At 52.5% G+C, this 20,226-nt stretch carries 19 protein-coding genes; 6 read left to right on the forward strand and 13 right to left on the reverse strand.

Going from position 1 to position 20,226, the window contains the following annotated elements; genetic code table 11:
• Positions 1-66: 66 nt before the first annotated feature.
• Positions 67-1,650 carry a methyl-accepting chemotaxis protein gene (locus M1D61_RS19990; protein WP_458120316.1) on the forward strand — a complete coding sequence of 528 codons (1,584 nt, stop codon included), beginning with the start codon at positions 67-69 and terminating at the stop codon, positions 1,648-1,650.
• Between the two features lie 164 nt (positions 1,651-1,814).
• Here the strand turns inward: M1D61_RS19990 and M1D61_RS19995 are convergent, their stop codons facing one another.
• From M1D61_RS19995 to M1D61_RS20005, 3 genes are all read right to left on the reverse strand, one after another.
• The gene (locus M1D61_RS19995) at positions 1,815-3,524 is read right to left on the reverse strand and encodes an NAD(P)H-hydrate dehydratase (RefSeq protein ID WP_458120317.1); all 1,710 of its coding nucleotides are present in this window, start codon (positions 3,522-3,524) and stop codon (positions 1,815-1,817) included.
• 135 nt (positions 3,525-3,659) lie between these two features.
• Positions 3,660-4,292, reverse strand: a complete 633-nt coding sequence (locus tag M1D61_RS20000) for an NAD(P)-dependent oxidoreductase (RefSeq protein WP_046213722.1) — start codon at positions 4,290-4,292, stop codon at positions 3,660-3,662.
• A gap of 82 nt (positions 4,293-4,374) precedes the next feature.
• Positions 4,375-4,821 (reverse strand): Rrf2 family transcriptional regulator, encoded by a 447-nt coding sequence (locus M1D61_RS20005; protein WP_458120318.1) that lies wholly within the window; start codon positions 4,819-4,821, stop codon positions 4,375-4,377.
• 342 nt (positions 4,822-5,163) lie between these two features.
• Between M1D61_RS20005 and M1D61_RS20010 the strand changes: the two genes are divergently transcribed.
• Together M1D61_RS20010 and M1D61_RS20015 are read left to right on the forward strand one after the other, a co-directional pair.
• Complete coding sequence (locus tag M1D61_RS20010) at positions 5,164-5,487, forward strand: hypothetical protein (protein ID WP_458120319.1); 324 nt, start codon at positions 5,164-5,166, stop codon at positions 5,485-5,487.
• Between the two features lie 98 nt (positions 5,488-5,585).
• Entirely contained in the window at positions 5,586-6,434 is an 849-nt protein-coding gene (locus M1D61_RS20015; RefSeq protein ID WP_458120320.1) for a hypothetical protein, read from the forward strand.
• Between the two features lie 121 nt (positions 6,435-6,555).
• Here the strand turns inward: M1D61_RS20015 and M1D61_RS20020 are convergent, their stop codons facing one another.
• From M1D61_RS20020 to M1D61_RS20040, 5 genes are all read right to left on the reverse strand, one after another.
• The gene (locus M1D61_RS20020) at positions 6,556-7,623 is read right to left on the reverse strand and encodes a lactonase family protein (protein ID WP_458120321.1); all 1,068 of its coding nucleotides are present in this window, start codon (positions 7,621-7,623) and stop codon (positions 6,556-6,558) included.
• Positions 7,624-7,725: 102 nt separating this feature from the next.
• A complete protein-coding gene (locus tag M1D61_RS20025) occupies positions 7,726-8,805 on the reverse strand; it encodes an AbrB family transcriptional regulator (protein WP_458120322.1) in 1,080 nt (359 codons plus the stop codon).
• A complete protein-coding gene (locus M1D61_RS20030; protein WP_458120323.1) occupies positions 8,802-9,530 on the reverse strand; it encodes an MBL fold metallo-hydrolase in 729 nt (242 codons plus the stop codon). The genes M1D61_RS20025 and M1D61_RS20030 overlap by 4 nt, the downstream gene beginning before the upstream one ends.
• Positions 9,531-9,639: 109 nt before the next feature.
• Positions 9,640-9,924, reverse strand: a complete 285-nt coding sequence (locus M1D61_RS20035) for a hypothetical protein (RefSeq protein WP_458120324.1) — start codon at positions 9,922-9,924, stop codon at positions 9,640-9,642.
• Between the two features lie 393 nt (positions 9,925-10,317).
• Positions 10,318-11,526: an amidase gene (locus tag M1D61_RS20040; RefSeq protein WP_458120325.1), complete on the reverse strand. Its 1,209-nt coding sequence runs from the start codon at positions 11,524-11,526 to the stop codon at positions 10,318-10,320.
• A 232-nt stretch (positions 11,527-11,758) separates the two neighbouring features.
• Between M1D61_RS20040 and M1D61_RS20045 the strand changes: the two genes are divergently transcribed.
• From M1D61_RS20045 to M1D61_RS20055, 3 genes are read left to right on the forward strand one after another with little or no spacing between them, the layout of a single operon-like run.
• Positions 11,759-12,244: an Lrp/AsnC family transcriptional regulator gene (locus tag M1D61_RS20045; protein ID WP_458120326.1), complete on the forward strand. Its 486-nt coding sequence runs from the start codon at positions 11,759-11,761 to the stop codon at positions 12,242-12,244.
• Positions 12,245-12,248: 4 nt separating this feature from the next.
• Positions 12,249-12,884 carry a chromate transporter gene (locus tag M1D61_RS20050; RefSeq protein WP_458120327.1) on the forward strand — a complete coding sequence of 212 codons (636 nt, stop codon included), beginning with the start codon at positions 12,249-12,251 and terminating at the stop codon, positions 12,882-12,884.
• Positions 12,884-13,450, forward strand: a complete 567-nt coding sequence (locus M1D61_RS20055; RefSeq protein ID WP_458120328.1) for a chromate transporter — start codon at positions 12,884-12,886, stop codon at positions 13,448-13,450. The genes M1D61_RS20050 and M1D61_RS20055 overlap by 1 nt, the downstream gene beginning before the upstream one ends.
• A gap of 149 nt (positions 13,451-13,599) precedes the next feature.
• Here M1D61_RS20055 and M1D61_RS20060 read toward each other — a convergent pair whose 3' ends face one another.
• The 5 genes from M1D61_RS20060 to M1D61_RS20080 all read right to left on the reverse strand — a co-directional run bounded on the left by M1D61_RS20060 (position 13,600) and on the right by M1D61_RS20080 (position 20,159).
• Complete coding sequence (locus M1D61_RS20060) at positions 13,600-14,052, reverse strand: Lrp/AsnC family transcriptional regulator (RefSeq protein ID WP_458120329.1); 453 nt, start codon at positions 14,050-14,052, stop codon at positions 13,600-13,602.
• 255 nt (positions 14,053-14,307) lie between these two features.
• Entirely contained in the window at positions 14,308-15,447 is a 1,140-nt protein-coding gene (locus M1D61_RS20065) for a hypothetical protein (RefSeq protein ID WP_458120330.1), read from the reverse strand.
• Positions 15,444-16,925, reverse strand: coding sequence for a glycosyltransferase (locus tag M1D61_RS20070; protein ID WP_458120331.1), 1,482 nt, complete (start codon positions 16,923-16,925; stop codon positions 15,444-15,446). The genes M1D61_RS20065 and M1D61_RS20070 overlap by 4 nt, the downstream gene beginning before the upstream one ends.
• On the reverse strand, positions 16,906-18,021 hold the full coding sequence (locus M1D61_RS20075; protein WP_458120332.1) for a HEAT repeat domain-containing protein: 1,116 nt from the start codon (positions 18,019-18,021) through the stop codon (positions 16,906-16,908). Before M1D61_RS20075 ends, M1D61_RS20070 begins: the two co-directional genes overlap by 20 nt.
• Entirely contained in the window at positions 18,018-20,159 is a 2,142-nt protein-coding gene (locus M1D61_RS20080; RefSeq protein WP_458120333.1) for a GGDEF domain-containing response regulator, read from the reverse strand. Before M1D61_RS20080 ends, M1D61_RS20075 begins: the two co-directional genes overlap by 4 nt.
• Positions 20,160-20,226: the final 67 nt, after the last annotated feature.

Genomic DNA, 20,226 nt, shown 5'->3' on the forward strand with positions numbered 1-20,226 from the left:
ATTTGAATATACGTGTTACATAAACTCTGCAAGTCACTCACACTACAATACATTGGAGTGATTTTTATGCGACTAGCCGGTAATTTCAAAACATTCACCAAACTGATCAGTGCATTTATATTCGTGTCTCTCATCGTTGCTGCGATAGGATTCTACGGACTGAATAATCAGAATGTGATGAAGAACAGTATTGATGGTCTATATACGAATAACCTGGTCTCTATGCAAGCCCTGTCAGCCGCCGAGTTGTCTCTTCAGAAAATGCGCGTAGCTTCCCGTGATATTGCCCTCAGCAGCAGGGAAGACAAACAAAAAGTACTGGATACCATACCAGGTCTGATCAGCACGGTGACTGAGAATATGGATAAATACCGCGACACGTCGCTAATTGCAGCGGAAAGTGCAGAACTGCAAAATTTTGATGCTTTATGGACCAAGTACTATGCACTTTATAATCGTGCCGTAATCCTGGCAGAAAATGCTTCGCCTGCGCAATTCCAGCGCTTTGTACAGACCGAAGTTGTACCTGCCGGAACCGATATGTATAACAGTATTGCCAAGCTGAATGAAATGAATATCCAAGAAGCCGGAGAAGCATATACCACCGCAGGAAATGTATTTGAAAGCGCCAAGCTGTGGACAACAATCTGGGTTATAGCCGCTTTCCTGTTCTGTCTACTGCTCGGAGCCATGATCTCCCGCATGATCAGCGGTCCACTCAAAAATATTGCCGAGCTGCTCAAAAAGGTTGCTTCCGGCGATCTGCGGGAACGCTCTTCCTTAAGCGGCCGAGATGAGATGGGCCAGCTCGCTACGGCAGCGAATGAAATGACCGAACGACTGAATGTACTTGTATCCGAAATTGTTGATTCCGCTCAGACCGTAGCAGCTACTTCCGAGCAAATCTCCGCCAGCACCCAGGAGATCGCTGGAAGCAGCGCTAATCAATCCCAATATGCACAATCCATCGCCCAGTTGTTCAAAGATATGTCGGTTGCCATAGATGATGTGGCTCACAGCGCCGAAGAAGCTGCCGAACTGTCCAACAATACGGTCAATAAAGCGCAAAAAGGCGGCGAAATTGTCGCTCAATCCGCGAATGGCATGCAGGAAATGAACCAGCAGATGTACAATCTGGAGAAAGACTCCAATCAGATCGGTGATATTATCGAAGTAATCGACGATATCGCGAATCAGACCAACCTGCTCGCTCTCAATGCGGCTATTGAAGCGGCACGCGCAGGCGAACAGGGACTTGGATTCGCTGTTGTCGCTGATGAAGTACGCAAGCTGGCCGAGCGCAGCAGCGCAGCCACCAAAGAAATCACCGGTATTATCCGCTCCATGCAGTCCAATATGAAACAGACGCTGGATACGGTTGAACGCAATGCCCAGCACTCGCTGCACACCAGCGAAACATTTACAGATATTGTAAGCCGGGTCAGTGATTCCGCGATGAAGATCAACGGTATCGCTGCAGCCAGCGAAGAGCAGAGTGCCCAATCGGTTGAGGTGATGAATTCAGTCACCGAGATCGCTTCGGCTACCGAAGAAGTGGCTTCGGCCTGTGAGCAAACCGCCAGCTCTTCCCAGGATCTTGCACAGCTCGCCGATCGTCTGCATTCTGCCGTCAATACATTCAAAATCTGATACAAATAAAAAATCCCCTTGTCCGCGACATCATTACAGTCGGACAAGGGGATTTTCCGTACTTACAGTATCTTATGGTTGTAGTTATATTTGTTCTGCTGTTTGTGCTCCGAAACAGGAAATAGAGGTCGTATTCGAACCGGAAATGGAAGCCAAAAGTGGAACTAGAGAGATTCAATAATATCACCGGCTAATAGAGAAGCCGGATTGCCCGACCGCTTGCGGGCAGCCTCTTCTCCGGCATGTCCATGCAGATGCACGCCAAAAGCGGCAGCCTGCCATCCGCTCAATCCCTGAGCCATCAGTCCGGAAATGACACCGGTAAGTACATCTCCCGATCCGCCGGTAGCCATGCCTGGATGGCCGGTCGTATTGACCAATATGTCTCCTTGCGGCGAAGCCACAATCGTACGGGCACCCTTGAGCACAAGCACCACACCATGCTCTCTGGCAAACTCGCGGGCGATGCCGATCCGGTCGCGCTGGATATCGACTGTGGATACACCGACCAGGCGGGCCATTTCTCCCGGATGCGGAGTCAGTACCGTATCTGCCTTTCGGCGCGGCCAACGGGATAGTCCATCCGCTTCGGATAATATATTCAGCCCATCCGCATCCAGCACCCATGGCTGCCCGGTCTCTTCCCACAGAGTATGCAGCCACTCTCCATCTTTTTCAAATCGGCCCAGACCCGGACCGATGGCCAGCACGTCCGCTTTGGCCGCCTGCTCCATAATCGTATGAGCTGTATCTGCTGTCCATTGTCCATCCGGGTCCTGTGAAACAGGCACCATCATGAGCTCGGGCACATGTCCGACCATATGCTTCATCAGCTGCTCCGGCAGCGCCCAGGTAACCAGTCCACTGCCAATACGCAGTGCGGAGCGGGAAGCCATCAATCCGGCGCCGCTCGTGTTCATGCTGCCACCTACGACCATCACATGACCATATGTGCCTTTGTGTCCGTCGATCGCCCTGGCACGACTGGTGTCGATCTCCAGCACATCCCGCAGTACGTCATCAGTAATGAGATGTGTACGCAGTTCGGCTTGGCGGGCAGCTGCGCGCGGAATTCCGATGGAGCGTACGACCACTTCGCCTGCTGCTCCGGCACCGGGATACTGGGTCAGCCCCTGTTTGAGAAAGGCGAGACAGACCGTGACTTTCGCCCAGATACAGTTCTCCGCCACTTCACCTGTGTCCGCGTTCAGACCGCTCGGAATATCGGCAGCGATAATAGGTTTGCCCGATGCATTGGCCGACCGGATGATAGAGGCATAGGGTTCATGCGGTTCTCCCTGACTGCCTGTACCCAGCAAGGCGTCGATGATGCCGGTATATGCCGCCCAGTGATTTGGGGATTGTCCGGTAGGTTCGGCATTCGCTGCTGCCGGGTCGGTTGGCATCGTTTTCTGTTCGTTATTTCCAGACTGCGGCTGCAGATTCCACTCGTCATTCCAGATCAGATGTGGAATCCCGGAACGCTGCGCCGCATCTCGCTGGGCAGCGGCATCTCCTGTCAGCTCCTGCGGATCGCCTGCATACAGCAGTGTGACTGCCAGTCCTGCATCCGCCAGATAACGGGCGGCGACCAGTCCGTCTCCGCCGTTGTTTCCCTTGCCTACGAGTACGAGCCAGTGCTGGCGGGAACGATCCGGAATCGCCTTCTCGTCGCTGCGGATACCGCCTTCATTGGTCAGTGCCCGTCCACGCGGTACAGCCGCCTGCTCCTCCTGATGTCCACCGCACCAGGCGATCACTTCCTCCGCAATCGCTTTTCCCGCATTCTCCATGAGGGACATCGCCGGAATACCGAGCTGCTCTATCGTATACTGGTCCATATCACGCATCTGCTGCGCGGTTACAATGTACATGGATTCTGCTCCTCTCCTGATTCACCCTGTAAGACTTTCTCTTACTATATAACCGAATTTGCAGGCATACAAAAACACCGCCGGATGGGCGGTGTCTGTTCCCTGCTAACGTACAGGGACCGTATCATGTTAAGATCAATAAGCTACCGTAAAGCGGTCGTGGATAAACTGTGGATCTTCCACCTCGTCAAACAGTGCTGCTGCATAATCTTCGGCCGAAATGCGGCTTGCTCCATCATCGTCTGTTACCAGGCGGGTCGTGCCGATGCGGAAATTGCCTGTGCGCTTACCCGGTTCGATCCAGCTGGCCGGGCTGACATAGGTCCAGTCGAGATCGCTGTGACGATAGACCTCATAAGCTTCTACATGAGCCAGCGCCAGTGGCTTGATCTCTGCCGGGAAATCAGGTGTGTCCATCAAGCGCACGCCCGGTGCCACTTCCAGACTGCCTGCACCGCCGACAATTACCAGACGCGAAACACCGGCGTTTTTCATGCCTTCCACAATAGAACGTGCCGCTTCCGGCAGGTCGGATTCCTGTCCGAACTGTGGACCAAATGCATTGATCACCACATCATGTCCGGCTACAGCCGCTTCCACGCTTGCCGGGTCCATTACATCCATACGGATACCGTGCAGACGCTCGGTGTTCTGATCGATTTTGGAAGAATCGCGTGTCGCAGCGGTTACTTCGTATTTGCGGCGCAGTCCCTCCTGTACGAGACGCTGACCAATGGTGCCTGTTGCACCGATAATAATTACTTTCATCATTCATCCATCCTTTCCGTCTTGACAGGTTATGCCTGTTTCTGTCTTTTACATACCCTGAGCTGCCGCTGATGATTCAGTATCAATGCCGGATCGCCTGGCGGAGCTCTTCCATCTGCTGAAGATCGGTCGTAATTTGTCGCAGGGTAATCTGTTCCAATTCATGCTCCATCGCACGCTGGGCCCGGGCAAATACCTGCTCCAGCTCCTGCTGGATATTGCGTCCCACATCACAGTTGGGATTGGGATTATCATGAATTGCAAATAATTCATCTCGCGTATCATTCTGCGTCGCCCGGTAAATATCGAGCAGTGTAATCTCGCCAGCCGGACGCGTCAGCTGTGCACCGGCCACCCCCGGCTGGGTACGCAGCAGTCCTGATTTGGTTAACTGGCTAATCATACGGCGAATTACCACCGGATTGGTATTGACGCTGCCTGCGATCATCTCTGAAGTGATACGTTCTTCTGTGGAATCAAGCAATGACAGTGTGTGAATCGCTACGGCAAAACGGCTGTTGTAAGCCATCTGGATTCCTCCTTTCCTGCTGGCAGTTCTGATACAGAGATCAGGTTCCCATTTATATGAATAATTGTCTATTTATAATCATTACAATTCCAGTCCATAATTTAGTATACCAGCAATTTGCGCAAAACCAATATTGTTTATGTAATGCTGAGGATAAACCGTGCTTTTTATGGATACGTTTCGGGCGGCAGCTGTAAAATCGGTTGATCGGATAGGCTGCCGCAGCAATATGTGATAGTTGTGAAACTCAAAAGTGTATTTTTCGTTTATATAGAAGTAAGAGTAAACATATTATGATACTGCCGGTTGGCTATGACTATTCCAAGAAAGGAAGCTGATATTATGTCATCCGCATTGCCTGTATTAAAATGGGTTACCTTTGCACTGGAGGCACTGATGGCGATTCCGATCATTGGAGGCACATTCGTGATCTCCTATGGATATTCACCGCTGTTCATCGCCTTCATTCTGCATCTGATTGCGCTGGTGCTGGCTATACGTCTGGGACGCTCGCCGTTCGGTAATGCTTTTGGTGTCATTACTTCCGCACTGGCCTGGATTCCGTTCCTTGGCTGGATCATGCACTGTATCGCCGCCATCCTGCTGCTGATCGAATCGATCGCTGTAACCGGAGCCCGCAGCACGGATCGTTATCGCCGTTACTAAATGGAACCTGTCTTGTTTCCCACCATTTCTTGTGTAATAGTGATATTATCAGCATGAATAGATTATCGTATTAGTCGATCAATAAAGGAGTGAATCGGGTGGGATCACTGGAATGGACCTTTTTTCAACATAATCCGGCACTCCTTGTGCTTGTTCTTCTTGCCGGATTGGCGGTTCTTTCCCTGACATACGGCTTGTCCGCCAGACAGCGGATCAGTATGGACCAGGAACGAATGAGCCGGATTCAATCCAGCCTGGATTACTTTACCCAAGCAGCCGGACAATTGTATCCGGCTGTTGCTCTGCCTGCCTCAGCGCTGGGCATTTCTTCGGGAAAACCACGTAATGCTGCAGATCAGAGCCTGACGGCGGCCATCCTGAGCTGCAAAGCAGCACCGTATGCTTCCGCTGAACTGCTGAAGCGGATCGACGAGTATATGGAGCAGCAGGACCGGCAGTCCATGCTGCTCCTCTACCGGACGCTGGAAATGGAGATCAGCCGACTGACCCGCGAGCGTGCCGGGCTGCTTACGCGCGGTGAACATCCACGCTGGGGAATGCTCTTCTGGATGACGCTGCGTCCGCTGCTGCCATTTGTCGCACTCATTGTAGAGCTGCTGTTCTGCTGGCATCTGGCAGACGATTTGCAGGAAGCTGCCGGGCTCGGACCGCCTGCACCGTTATTCGCGGTACTGCGTTTTGTGTCCTGTACCGGCGCGCTGCTGCTGCTGTATGGCGTGATGTGCGCGGAGTTCCGGGAGAGCGGACGGCGGGCTTCCTTTGTCATGGTGGCACTGATGATAGGTGCACTGACACTGCTGCACCTATTGAGCTTGATGGCTGCGCCGTATGTGCTGGTTGTGCAGATTCTGATGTATGCGGCCGGGTATCGTCTGACCCGGGAGCCCAAGCGCAAGGAACGCCCCTATGCCGGGGAATATGAATAAAAACGGTGCAGTCCCTGGATAACCACAACCGGTTGTCCAGAGGTACTGCACCGTTTTTTATTTTAATTTATGGAATATATAAAAAATGACCTGTACACAGCCTTATATCGACTGCTGGTGATCAGCCTTCCACTTCATTCAGGTCTGCCATCAGGCATACCGGACGATTCAGGGCAAGCTCATGACCGGTAGGCGTCAGGCGGCCGGTATCCGGCTCGGCCGCAAACTGGACAATATTATTGCTGTCCTGATTGCAGACGAGTACGTATCCGCCGGGCACTATGGCAAAGTTGCGCGGGGTCTGGCCTTTGACCGATACCCATTCGACAGGTGTCAACTCACCGGACTGTTCATCGATATTGTAATGCACGAGGCTGTCATGTCCACGATTGGAGGCGTACACATAGCGGCCGCACAGAGACAAGCGAATATCCCCACCCGTATTTTCCCCCTGGAAGTCCTCCGGCAGTGTCGATACCGTACCGAGTATCTCCAGTACACCGTTCTCGACATTGCGGGCATAGGAAGTAACGGTACTGTTCAGCTCGTTGATGCCATAGGCCAGCTGACCGTTCGGATGGAAGACCAGGTGACGAGGACCTGACTGCGCAGGCAGCTCGGTCACTCCCACCTTGACCAGCTGATCATTCTCGATCCGGTAGCTCACGATCTGATCCAATCCCAGGTCGGATACATAAGCCATCTGGCTGTCCAGCGAGGATACCGCGGAATGCAGATGCGGCGCATCCTGGCGTTCCGAATGAGTGCCGCTGCCCTCATGATGCACTTCACCGCTCATTTCACTCAAATTACCGTCTTGCTGTACCGGGAAAAGGTTGGCATTTTTACCGGTATAGTTGGCAGCCAGCAGATAACGACCGTCCGGTGTCAGCTGCACATAACATGGCGCACCGCCGCCGGTTGGCTTGCGGTCCAGCAGATGCAGCTCATGGGTCTGTTCGTCGATCGAGTAAGCTGTAATTTCTCCTTCATCGATCTCACAGGCAGCATACAGATATTTGCCGTCTGCGGACAGCGCCAGATACGACGGGTTCTCCGCTCCACTGGTCTCCGAGACGATGCGCAGCTCGCCTGTCTCCTGATTCATCACAGCCACATGAATACCGGCCTCTTCCTTGCCTGCGTATGTACCAATGTACATCCATACCTGATTATCGGTTACCGACATGATGATTCCCCTCTCCAATCCGTATTGGCCTGCTCCTGTACATATCGTCGTAGAGCGGGCATGTGCATTCTCTAATTAATACCGATTCTGTGAGGGGATGAATCATCCACGCAGGGATATCTTACGGAACACCATGCGTAAAACAGCCGGCACTGCCAGGAAAATGAGCAGCGTACGGAACAGCTGATAGCAGCTGACCGTGGCAATATCCGCACTCACCTCATGAGCGATAATCCCCATCTGGTCCATGCCGCCGGGAGCCAGACTGAGCAGCGCGGTCGCAGGGGTCAGATGATGCCACTGGATCAGAATCACCGTCATGACGCAGGCAAAGATTAACAGTACCGCCCCACTGCCAACCGCAAGCAGAATCATCTGCATCCTGCGTTCCAACTGTTCGGGATGAAGCATCAACCCAATCGAGCTGCCGATCATCAGCTGGGCCGCATCCAGCAGGGATGCCGGGAGTGCCGGACCCGGAATACCGCAGAGCTGAATTCCGGCAGTGACGATCATCGGCAGCAGCATATAGGCGGTCGGGAAATTGAATCTTTTGCCGATCACTGCAGCAATCGGACATACTGCCGCAAACAGCCAAATCGTCGGCGGCAGTGATGACCAACCGGAGGAAGTATGGGCGATCGCCTCTGTCACCATATTCAGATCCACGCCGAACAGCGGACTAAAAATAAGCAGCGGCACAAAGATCACAATCATCATCAGCCTCGATACCTGCAGGAAGGTAACCACTGTCAGATCAATCCCTTTGATTTCCTGTGCCAGCAGCACCATCTGGGTGAGTCCGCCCGGGATACTGCCAATCAATACCGTCGGAAAGGAGATCCCTGTCCAGCGGGAGATCAGATAGGCGGTTGCCGCTGAAAACAAAAGCAGCAGCACCGTCATCACAATCATTGACGGCAGCTGCTGCCCGATCCGGGATAGCGTGGAAAAAGTCAGCGACAGACCCAGCGAGTAACCGACGATGGTGGTCCCCGCATCCCGCATGGCTGCCGGCCAATCCAGCTGCAATCGCCGGAAGAGCCGGGACCCGATAAACACCAGAATCATTGGGCCGAGCAGCCACGGGACGGGCAAATGAAGCCATGTGAATAGCAGACCGCCCAGTAGTGCCAGCAGCAGGGTGTATCCCCAGCTTAGCCAGCGGGACGGGCTGTTCATGAAGAATGCACCAGCTCATCCAGCCGCTGCTGCAGATCCCCGCGGAACAATCCGCCATGGTAGCATACAACTGTCTCCACATCCAGACTGCGGAAAGCATTCAGCGACTGGATCGCCTGATCCATATGGAGAGTATACTGTGGTACAGGCCCCATCAGCTGACCATCTTCCACGACCATGGCATCTGCTGCGATTAACGTTTTGCTGGATGGATGGTATAGACTGATATGCCCCGGTGTATGGCCGGGCGTAGCAATCACCTGCAGACCGCCTGCAAATGGCAGCAGTTCCCCGCCATGCAGCGTATGGGTGATATTGCCGGGAGTCTCTGGCGAGAAGACCGAGCGAAAAGCCTCCTGCTCCGGCTGAGGCAGTGCCGATAGCATCATATTCAGACGCTCCGGTGAAGCCTTGAGAAAAGGAGCCCTGCCGTCGATTGCCGGCTGATCGCCTGTATGGGCATAGACTTTCAGTCCGCCATTTGCCGCTGCCAGCAGCTGCGGCAATGTACCGACATGATCCAGATCCTGATGGGTCAGTATAACCGTGTTGATCGGGTAAGCCGGATCGATATGCTGCAGCATCAGCTCGTAACTGCCAGGGAATCCGGTATCGATCAGTACCGCCTGACCTTCTTCATAAATAACGACCGGATAAATTACCGTCTCGCGGCCTCCGACTTCCAGCTTGAATTCAATGACTTCCATGGTATCTGTAATTTTCACTGATTCCCAAAGTCTAACGCTAGACTTCGGTTCACCTCCCTATAATTTTATTGTCTCTATATCTATTATCCCGTTCCAACTGAGCATCTGTCAAAAATCACAGCAGGGACTATTCACCTGTTTCACACCCAGGCTGCACATAGCCGATTGCGTCCTTCATCCTTGGCACGATACAGCGCCTGATCTGCCTGATCCAGCAATTCCTCTGCAGATCGATCAGGGAAAACGGCTCTTCGGTACGTATGGCATAAGGTACCTTTTGCTCAAAAATCGCCTCAAAAGCACGTGGATTATGCAGTCCGGTCAGGTAATCGCGGCTGGCCGTTTCCTTGAGCAGATAGATCGAACGGTTGGAGCGGCTCAGATAGGTCAGCAGCAGATTAACAAGCATCATACCCAGCCTTTCTTACAAAATGCTATCCCAAGGTATTGCGACGTACCATAATTGATCGGCAGCCAGGCCGGAGGAACTCATGTATAGTTACGGCCTTTTCCATAAAATGGTTCATCCTTACAGACCTTCTACATTATATTTGGATATCTTTTATGCTCAGTTACATGTTCTTCATCTTATAAAAACCCTCCATTTGCAATTGGGTGCCCCATCTAAAAAGGTACACCGATCCGACACCCAAAGAGGTCAGGTTTCTTACAGTATTTATCGTTCTTCTATCAACTACGAAAAGTTACTATAAAAAGGCTGCCACAGATCATTCTGCAGCAGCCTTTTTATAGTAATCGGTTCGTTCTGCTCTAGTTGTTGAGCCGCCTAGCAGGTGTACTGCACTCAGGAAGTGATAATTGCACCCTGACGTATCCACTGGAGCAAACGCAGATCCTGATGCGCTCCGGCAATCACGGACAGCCCGACAGGCGCACCGTCGATCGTACCTGCCGGAATCGTAATCTGCGGCAGACCGGCCAGACCGGCAATGGAGGACAGCTGCATCGTCTGCGAACGGCGCCGCTCACTGTCTTCGCCCTGAATATTCAGCGATGGCGCAGGGCCAGTAGCAGTTGGTACAATGATCAGCCCTTTGCTTCCCAGCAGCGATCGCAGCGATTCCCGCACTTCGTCCATTCGTGTGAATGCCTCGCCTTGTTCCTCACGCTTCAGTGTGCTTGCCCAGGCGAAACGTCCGGCAATATCCTGTGCAAACACCGGCTGTACCTCTTCGATCCATTCCCTGTGCTGCTCCCAGATTTGTATTCCCTGCACCGTGCGAAAGGCTGTCATCCAGGCAGCCAGTCCTTCTGGAGCAATCGATATCCACTCCTCAGCCACTGACTGATCTGCCAGCCGGGACAGCAGATCATGTGCTGCAGCCAGCAGCAATTCCTTCGTATCCGCTTCGGCAAGATCCCAAGCTTCATGTGGAAAATATATTTTTTCAAAAGAAAGATTCGTATTCGGTGCAGACTGCAGCGGATCCTCCGCCAACAGTACCTGACCGATATTATGCAGCAGTTCTGCCGTATTCGCCATCCAGCCCACCGTGTCAAAACCGGCAGCCAGCGGAATCACACCTTCCAGGGATATCGCTCCATGTGTGGGACGCATGCCGTAAATGCCGCAGTACGAGGAAGGAATCCGTACCGACCCTCCCGTATCCGTGCCAATGGCAAAGTCACGCAGACCGGCAGCGACAGCCACCGCAGAGCCGCTGGAGGAGCCGCCCGGAATGCGATCCTTTGCCCGGGGATTAACCGGTGTACCGTAATGTACATTTTGTCCGTTCAGGCTGTACATCAGCTCATCCGTATGTGTGGTGCCGCGCAGTACGGCTCCCACATTCAGCAGAGACAGAATCGCCGGAGCCGTATATTCGGCTGGCGGATGAGTGCGCAGCCAATCCGGATTGCCGGCACCGGAAGCGTATCCTTCCAGTGCGAATACATCCTTTACCCCAAAGCTCAATCCGGCCAGCGGCCCTCCAGCAGTGCTTGCCGCAAGTTCAAACTGCTCATTTACAAATGCATTCCATTCAGACGTCATACGGATTCCTCCCTTAAAATCGGTAAGCGGCAGCAAGGCCGCATGATGACAAACGTAAGCATTATTTCATTTTGATGTTGAAAACGATTTTTAAACATTATATATTTATTCATATTGTAATTAAAAGCATTATTTTTCATTCAAAAAGAAAGATGAATCGAAATTATACCTGCTGTTCGGTTATCGGTGCAGACCAGGTCACGGACAACAGGACGATCAGGGAGTGAATACGATGAGCCAATCCAAATCCTCCGGCGGCATGCAGGAGAATCATATTGATGATATTGACCGCAAGATTATTGCTATTCTCAACCAGAATGGACGCATATCCTATACCGATCTGGCCAAGGATATCGGATTATCCCGGGTCGCTGTACAGGCGCGGGTCAACGCACTAATGGAAAATGGAACGATCGAACGCTTTGCCGCGGTTATCAATCCGGCCAAAATCGGCATTGCTGTCTCCGCTTTCTTTAACGTAGAAGTAGAACCCAAGCATCTGCACGAGACTGCCGACCGGCTCGCCGAGGAGCCGTTTGTGACGAGTCTCTACCATATGACCGGGCCGAGCAAGCTGCATATGCATGGGCTGTTTAAAGACAATCAGGAAATGGAGACATTTCTGCGGGAGAAATTATACAACATGCCGGGAATCATGAGCGTGGACTGTCAGGTGCTGATCACCCGCTACAAGAGCCGGATGGGAATGAGGTTATAACGATATGAATACACATGCTCCTCCCAACTCTTCGCAGCCCGGCGACACTCCCGCTTACAGGCAGGCCACCTACAGCGAACTAAGCTGGGCAATGATCCGTACCGGCGTGCTCGGCTACGGCGGCGGGCCGTCTGTGATGCCGCTGTTCCGGTATGAGGCAGTCACCCGCTACCGCTGGATCAGCGATGATGAATTCGGCGAGATTCTGGCGCTCGGTAATGCATTGCCCGGTCCGATCGCCACCAAAATGGCCGCCTATCTCGGCTACCGCGGCAAAGGTATCCCCGGCGCCATCCTGGCAGTTATCGCGCATATTCTTCCTTCCTCCATCGCCATGATCCTGCTGTTGTCGGCAGTTGCCTATCTGAGCAGCTCCAAGGTCATTCAGGGCATGATCGCTGCGGTTGTACCGGTAATCGCCGTGATGCTTGGCGTAATGGCGTATGAGTTTGGAGAAAAGGCCGTCAAAGGACTGGGCAAGACGCTCGGCATTATCCTGTTCGTGATCGTGTTTATTTTACTGCAGGTGCTGAATGTTCATGCGGCGATCGTTATTGCCGTATTTCTGCTATACGGTGCTTTTCATTTCAGGCTGGTGCAGCGTCTGCGTGAACGGCGCATGAACGGAGGTGAGCACTGATGGCTCATTCCCTGATGAGCGACTGGCTGGAATGGCTGCGGCTACTGTGGGGATTTTTCCTGGCTAATGTGCTCGGATATGGCGGCGGGCCGGCTTCCATTCCGCTCATGTACAACGAGATTGTGACGCATTACCACTGGCTGGATGACACGGCATTCTCCAATGTACTGGCGCTTGGCAATACACTGCCAGGACCTATCGCTACCAAGATTGCCGCGTTTGTCGGCTTTGACGTCTCCGGGATTCCCGGGCTGCTGATCGCCCTGCTGGCGACGATTGTGCCTTCTGCGGCAGCGATGATTATTCTGCTGCGGCTGCTGCAGAAGCACCGTTCTTCACCGGTGGTCAAAGGACTCACTCTGCTCGTGCAGCCGGTGATCGCTGTTATGATGCTCGTACTGACCTGGCAGCTGGCGGATGAGTCGTATGGTTCGATTGGATTGTGGCAGACGCTCGGAATCGCGATCGTCGCTTTCTGGGCGATGCAGATACGTAAAATCCACCCAGCCTTTGTTATTTTGGCTGCTTTTGCCTACGGGGCTATCGTTCTGCCGTATTTCATCTAAAAGAACGAAATCACGGCCGAGCATCCCTGGCAGCTCCAGCCGGTAAAATAACGAAAACCCTGCCATATGCTATGGCAGGGTTTTTATTGAATACAGCCGTTTCATGACTGCATTTATAAAATAAAATTCCGGAAAAGTTGCCTTTCCGGTCAGATCAACCGCTGGTCCTCCAGCAGGGAGGGCTTGAGCGCCTTGTGCTCAATAGGAGAAGACAGCACGATAAGTGTCGTGTAATCTCCATGGTTACTGATCCGATCTTCGAACTCTTCCAGCTCACGGATCGAAGAAGTGACTACTTTGAGCAGATAGTTATAGGCTCCGCTGGTTCGGTGACATTCCACAATCTCCAGCGCTTCCCGGCAGAAATCCAGAAAGTTCAGACCGTCACTGGTCCGAAATAAATAATAGGCGGTGGACTGATGACCGATCTTCTCCGGTGAGAGGATCGCACGATAACCCTGAATAATTCCACTTTCCTCCAGCCGGCGCACCCTTTCGGTCACAGCAGGCTGCGACAGACCGACTTCCTTGCCCAGATCCGTCATCGAGATACGTGCCTGCTGCTGCAAATGCAGTAGAATATTTTGATCTACCTGATCCATTCTTTATCCCTCCGTCTCCATGTCGGTTGATATCCGGCAGACTGTAGCGGTATATTCCAAATCCCGACATAGAGTGTAATCGTTTACTGTTATGAATGATCGATATTTCCCCGGTTGTTATATGTATTAGTGCGATAGTATCACAGAAGCGATATGGAGTAAATCCATCTGACCGCAAATAAAAAGCCTCCATCTACGGCAGAGAAAGCCTGCAAGCTTCCCCGTCCGTAATGGAGACCAACCTGTATCCGGTGTTTATTTGCCGCTCGCGGCAGCCGTTTCCTGCAGAATCGACTTCATCAGCGGGACATAGATATGCCAGTAAAATGCATCTTCACTGTTCGGTCGGTCAAAGGTCAGCCATCGCTTGAATGTCTCCCAGCCCTGATATTTACGCCAGAAGGCATAATGATCATAATCTGCATAGTCACCGGCAAAGTAATAGGACATGTACGTCTCATGCTGCTTCTTGATCACCGCCGGGAATTCATAGCTGATCCCGGCGGCCTGCAGCTTGCGCTTGCCATCTTCAGTCAGCCCCAGATTATAATTGGCCAGTACCTGTGTACCTTCAGCCGGCTTCATCACATCAAACCAGTAATTATAGCGGATGGTGCTGTCCAGACCTAGCTGCGCCTCGCCCCGGGTCGTCAGCACAGTCTGCACGCCTTCTTCCCCAATCTGCTTGTCCTGCTCCAGTACGACGACCCGGCCATCTTCATGAACAAATACGACGCCAGGTCCCTGGTACGGCCAGCGGTTCGGATCGCTGCCATCGCCGCTCAGAAACGATGGCACTTCACCGCCTATTTTCAGGTCGCTAAAATAACGTCCGGTCCAGCCGGTCCATTCCGCTCCGATCAGCGGATAGAACTCCTGCCGTGCGCCAGTCTGGGTAGGCGTCGCCAGACTGTTGAATTCCGCAATCAGCGTCTTGACCCCACCACTTGTCACAGCGCTCCGGATGCGCTGCACATCCGAGACGTTTAGCCCTCCGTAGAGCATCCCGGCGGATAAATCGCCGGTAGTCGAGTTTTCGTTTTCATATTGTGCACGTTCGATACCGTACGTATCGGCGACATAGATCATATCTGTGCCGCTCAAATCTCCCGGAAGACCAGTCGTCTCGTACTGACGGTCCGGCTTCGGGATAAATCCGTAATAATCACGGGTGTAATCATACGGCTGATTGTCCTGCTTCACATATTTCTGCTGATTGAGCAGCCAGACCAATCCCTTGTGTTCACGATACGTCATATCCGGTACCGTTTTGTCGAAAATAGCCACCTGCAGCGGTATGGCCGGCTTGGACTCCCACCATATCCACGGAGTCAGCAGCAGCAAGGCGACCAGCAGCGGAATCAACCAAAATGTCCATATACGTTTACGTTTCATGTCTGCCCTCCGCCTGTACGGTTATCTGGTTTTTTGGAGTTCATGACACCGCCGCGTGCCATATCTCCCCAACCCTGATTTTTGCGCCGTATAATCTGAATCAGTCCTTCAAACCGCCACAATGTCATGAGCGGACGGTACCAGAACGTCTCGGACAGCGCGAACAGAAACAGCCTCGTCAGATCTGCCACCCGTTTATATCGCTTGAAGCACCATTCTTCGAATAATACAGCGCCCATCGACAGCAGGGAACCGTACAGCAGCATCAGCAGGGCCAGTACGAGTGTAATGCGCACATCGACCGTATCGAGGAAAATGCCAACGATGACTGTAAGCACTCCTCCCAGTTCCACGACCGGTCCAAGCAGCTCCACGAACAGAAAGTACGGCATTGAGATCATGCCGATCTTGCCGTATTTGGGATTGAAAAGCATCACTCTGTGCCGCCAGAGACTCTCAAACAACCCACGATGCCAGCGTGTCCGCTGACGGCGCAGGATTTTGGCTTTCTCCGGCGCTTCCGTCCAGCAGACCGGATCGGGCACATAGACAATCTGCGCTTTACTTTTCTTCTCCTGAATGCGCCGGTGCAGTCGTACGATCAATTCCATATCCTCGCCGACCGTATCCACCTCATAGCCACCTACCTCGATCACCCAGCTTTTTTTGAAAATACCAAAAGCGCCGGAGACGATCAGCAGCAAATTATGTCGGCTAAGGCCGATTCGCCCCATCAGAAAGGCACGCAAATACTCGATCACCTGCATCACGACCAGCGGCTTGGTGGACAGACGCACACTCTCACGGCTCAGATACCCACTGTCCACATAACTGCCATTGGCGATGCCTACACTGCCGCCTGTGGCGACAATTTCTTCATTGGGGCCGGCATCCATGATCGGCTTCATCACTTGGATGAAAGCATTCTGGTCCAGTACTGTATCCCCGTCCAGGGAGGCAAAGTACGGATACTGGCAGACGTTGATGCCGACATTCAGCGCATCCGCCTTGCCGCCATTTTCTTTGTCGACCAGCACCAGATTGTTATGCTGGAGCGAGCGGTAGATGCCCCGGATCGGCTTGGTCGGCTTGCCCAGCCCCGACCAGCGTACCCGGCTCTTAACCTCTACCATATCGAATTCATCGAGTAAATACTGTACCGTCCGGTCCTTGGAGCCGTCATTGACGACGACAATCTCGAACTGCTTGTAATTGATCCCGAGCAGCGATCGCACGCTCCAGACGATATTCAGTTCTTCATTATAGGCAGGCACGATGATCGACAGCGGAGGCGCAAGTTCTTCCTCCAGTACCTGATCATATTGACTCTCGTTCAGATCCTTTTCCCGGTTCAGCTTGCGGGCGGCCACAAAAAACAGTACAACATATGCGATACTGACCGCGACCACATAGATCATAATGATAATACTAAAAATCTCGAAAATGGTCCCTATGATATCAAGCCAGATTCCGCTCATATTGTTTCCTTTCCAGCGTCTCCTCCGCCATCTCGCGTGCATAGCGGTCCGCATGTTCACCGGCAGCTACCTTTTCCAGCAGCTCCAGACCATTTTTGTAAGCAGCGATCGATTCCGCTGCCTGTTGACGAACACGGTACGCCGAATCCCCCAGCATTTCTTCCAGATAGGGGACAAATATATCCTCACGGATATTGCCCATTACTCTTGCCCGCATCAGCCGCTCCGGCCAGGAAACCTGCTCTACGGCTTCATCATGCTCATGCTCCATCCGCTCCACCAGCTGCCGGGTCGCTTCCGGTGTCAGATAGCCAAAGTTGGAAATAGCCTTGAGCGCTCGGATGCGCAGTTCACTATCCTCGCCGGACAGTTGGTTTTCCAGCAGGTCCAGTACTTCGGCAGAGCGGATATTGCGGATACGCAGCGAGTCGATAAAACTGCAGCGCACCTGGAATGGATACTGTTCAAAACCCGCGATCAGCTCACTCTGCAGTTCATCGTTCAGCGGCAGCAGAATCTGCAGCAGTTGACTGTCAGACAGATTATGGTCATTTTCCTGCAGATATTCGGGAATTCGGTGGCTGTTCAGCTTGGACAGAATTCGCAGAATCTGAAAGTATTCCTCTTCCGAACAGTTCGGGTCATTCATCCATTCCAGCAGATCTTTTTCCATGGAAATCATCTGGAACTGTTCAATCCAGAATAATGTGTTCATCCTGGTACTCCACTGGCGGTCATGCAACCACTCCTCGTACTGGCGGGAGAAATACCTTTCCGCAAAATCATAAATCCGAATGCGTTCCTCCGGGGTGCGGCTGATCGACAGACGATGCAGCAACGCTTCCTGAATCGCTTCCATCCGAAAAGGATCATTGGTCGACAACCGACGCGATGTCTCCCCGGTGGACAAATATTCTTCCAGCACCGAATCGGACATTTCCAATTCCTTGCGCAATTTGTAGACGGCAGCCTGTCTGCGATTGGCGTTGGCCTTGCGTATAGCCAAGTAAACGTACAGAGCGATCAGCGCAGCCAGCATAACGGCACATAACCATAAGACGACGGTCAGTACGGAATCAGGGTCTATCATATTCATAGGCCCATCCTCCCAAGCAGACGGCGAATGCGAGCTTCCAGCTCCACGATACTGAACGGCTTGGTCAGATAATCATCTGTACCCGCACGGATCGCTTCCGCTATTTCACGATCATCGCCTACACTGGTCAGCATCAGTATCATATAGTTGGCCCGCTTCTCCATCCCGCGAATCCGGCGAAGTACTTCCATCCCGTTCATGCGCGGCATCATTCGGTCAAGGATAATCACATACTGCGCATCTTCGCCATGCCATGGGTCACTGAAAAAGTCCTCTCCATCGCTGAATGTTCTCACTTCCAGCGTATGCTCGATATCCAGTCCGCCCAGCCGCTTGCTGAGCATACCGCGGATCAGGTCATCATCATCAATAATGGCGAGCCGCCATGTCTTGATTCCAACAGGCGGTACCGGAGCCACTTCTACTTCGGCAGTCTGCTGGCTGGCCAGTATCCGCTCTTCATGTCCTACCCATTCGAGTGTACTTCGTGTGCCTTGCCCATCGGCTGATTCGCGCTCACGGATTGTATCGGCCTGAAGCGGTGACACCGATGATGGTTCCAAAGTCTGCAGCTCGGCAGGATCTGCGGAGCCGACCGGTATGGCAATCTCTTCGGCTGTCCTGTCAGTCGAGGCAGAGGACTCATGATCCGGGAACATCTCTGATTCGTGCTGTCCAGTAGCGGACGCTTCCGCCTGCTCGTTCCGATCTGTAGGAAAGACAGGTTCCTTGCTGGCATATTTTTTCAGACGCGAAGATACGGAAGAGAGCAGGACTTCCATCTGATTTGCCGAACCTGTATATTCCTGTTCCGCAGCAGTAGAATAGGTGTCGGATTTGAGATTTTCTTCCTTACGGGATGGTACATGAGCGGATGGCTGATCCCTGTCCATCTGTCCAAATGAACCGGTTAAACGGGTTTCTGTTATCCTCCGTCGCTCAGGTACAATCATGACACCGTCATGCAAGCGCTTGGCCTCGGCTACAATGCGAAGAATCTGATCGTAGCAGGACTGCGCTGTCATTCCCGGCTTCAGTTCCAATACACCAGCAGAAAAGGTGATCCGGTAGCTATCCGGGCCTACACAGTGCTCCTCCGCTTCCAGCCGTTCCAGCAGCTGATTGGCAAAAGAAACAGCTTCTTTCTCTCCGATTCCCGGCTGCAGCAGATAAAAACGGTCATATCGGTCACGCGCCCAGATATCCTTCGGTCCGAGCGAACTGCGCACCAGATCGGAAAAATAGCAGAGCAGACGATCACCTTCGGCATATCCAAACCGCTCATTAATATGACGGAAGCTGTCCAGATCGAATAGTGTCAGTACGGCCGGCTCATGGCTGTCCACTAACCGCTGTAAATGACGAACCAGCTCCTGCGCAAAATAACTGCTGTTGTAGGCACCGGTCAACTCATCCGACATCAACAGGGTATTCAGCTTTATCCGCCGCACTACCTGATGACGAATACGTACAATAAATTCTTCCATATCCAACGGTTTGCCTATAAAATCATCAGCACCCGATTTATATGCACGGATGCGTGTCTCCCGATCAGCACTTGTACTCATCAGGATGACCGGAATCAGATACTGTTCGCTGCGTGCCTGAATTTCCTGCAACAGCTCAAAACCGTCCTTGTCCTGCAGCATTACATCAAGAATGACACAATCGGGCTTCATATTATAAAAAATCTCCATTGCCTTCGTCCCATTCGAGGCAGCCAGCGTCATATAGCCTGCCTGCTCCAGTTGATCCTTGAGCATCTTTAGCAGACTCATATCATCATCCACGACGAGAAGGGTACCCTGATAGGCAGGAACTGGCCGTGACTCCAGCTCACTAACTGCCACATCTCCCCCCTCCGATTCTTCCTCTGCCTGCAGGAACAGATAGACCATTGGTGCCAGCAGTTCACGTATCTGCTCAGCCGACCAGAGCTGTTCGCTTTCCGGGTCCAGACGGTCCATCAGTCCGGAAGCGGCTTGATACCAGTCGTCCAATCCGATAGTACCTGATGTTCCTTTTGCAGAGTGAACCAGCCGGTATAGTTCGGGCTCCGGTGTCGATTGACCGGATAGCGTCATTTTTTTGATTTTATCCTTTATCTGCTTTATAAAAAGCCGCTGATACTTATCCATATTGCCTCCCCTGGCTGCTATGCATTCATGCTGTAAAATGCGGCACCAAAAATCAGCCTTTTTTCAT

The organism is Paenibacillus sp. Z6-24, from assembly GCF_054161335.1.

Excerpts from the sequence above, each read along its gene's own strand:
- M1D61_RS19990 (WP_458120316.1), top strand. The coding sequence starts at position 67 with ATGCGACTAGCCGGTAATTTCAAAACATTCACCAAACTGATCAGTGCA.
- M1D61_RS19995 (WP_458120317.1), bottom strand. The coding sequence starts at position 3,524 with ATGTACATTGTAACCGCGCAGCAGATGCGTGATATGGACCAGTATACG.
- M1D61_RS20000 (WP_046213722.1), bottom strand. The coding sequence starts at position 4,292 with ATGAAAGTAATTATTATCGGTGCAACAGGCACCATTGGTCAGCGTCTC.
- M1D61_RS20005 (WP_458120318.1), bottom strand. The coding sequence starts at position 4,821 with ATGGCTTACAACAGCCGTTTTGCCGTAGCGATTCACACACTGTCATTG.
- M1D61_RS20010 (WP_458120319.1), top strand. The coding sequence starts at position 5,164 with ATGTCATCCGCATTGCCTGTATTAAAATGGGTTACCTTTGCACTGGAG.
- M1D61_RS20020 (WP_458120321.1), bottom strand. The coding sequence starts at position 7,623 with ATGTCGGTAACCGATAATCAGGTATGGATGTACATTGGTACATACGCA.
- M1D61_RS20025 (WP_458120322.1), bottom strand. The coding sequence starts at position 8,805 with ATGAACAGCCCGTCCCGCTGGCTAAGCTGGGGATACACCCTGCTGCTG.
- M1D61_RS20035 (WP_458120324.1), bottom strand. The coding sequence starts at position 9,924 with ATGATGCTTGTTAATCTGCTGCTGACCTATCTGAGCCGCTCCAACCGT.
- M1D61_RS20040 (WP_458120325.1), bottom strand. The coding sequence starts at position 11,526 with ATGACGTCTGAATGGAATGCATTTGTAAATGAGCAGTTTGAACTTGCG.
- M1D61_RS20045 (WP_458120326.1), top strand. The coding sequence starts at position 11,759 with ATGAGCCAATCCAAATCCTCCGGCGGCATGCAGGAGAATCATATTGAT.
- M1D61_RS20050 (WP_458120327.1), top strand. The coding sequence starts at position 12,249 with ATGAATACACATGCTCCTCCCAACTCTTCGCAGCCCGGCGACACTCCC.
- M1D61_RS20055 (WP_458120328.1), top strand. The coding sequence starts at position 12,884 with ATGGCTCATTCCCTGATGAGCGACTGGCTGGAATGGCTGCGGCTACTG.
- M1D61_RS20060 (WP_458120329.1), bottom strand. The coding sequence starts at position 14,052 with ATGGATCAGGTAGATCAAAATATTCTACTGCATTTGCAGCAGCAGGCA.
- M1D61_RS20065 (WP_458120330.1), bottom strand. The coding sequence starts at position 15,447 with ATGAAACGTAAACGTATATGGACATTTTGGTTGATTCCGCTGCTGGTC.
- M1D61_RS20070 (WP_458120331.1), bottom strand. The coding sequence starts at position 16,925 with ATGAGCGGAATCTGGCTTGATATCATAGGGACCATTTTCGAGATTTTT.
- M1D61_RS20075 (WP_458120332.1), bottom strand. The coding sequence starts at position 18,021 with ATGAATATGATAGACCCTGATTCCGTACTGACCGTCGTCTTATGGTTA.
- M1D61_RS20080 (WP_458120333.1), bottom strand. The coding sequence starts at position 20,159 with ATGGATAAGTATCAGCGGCTTTTTATAAAGCAGATAAAGGATAAAATC.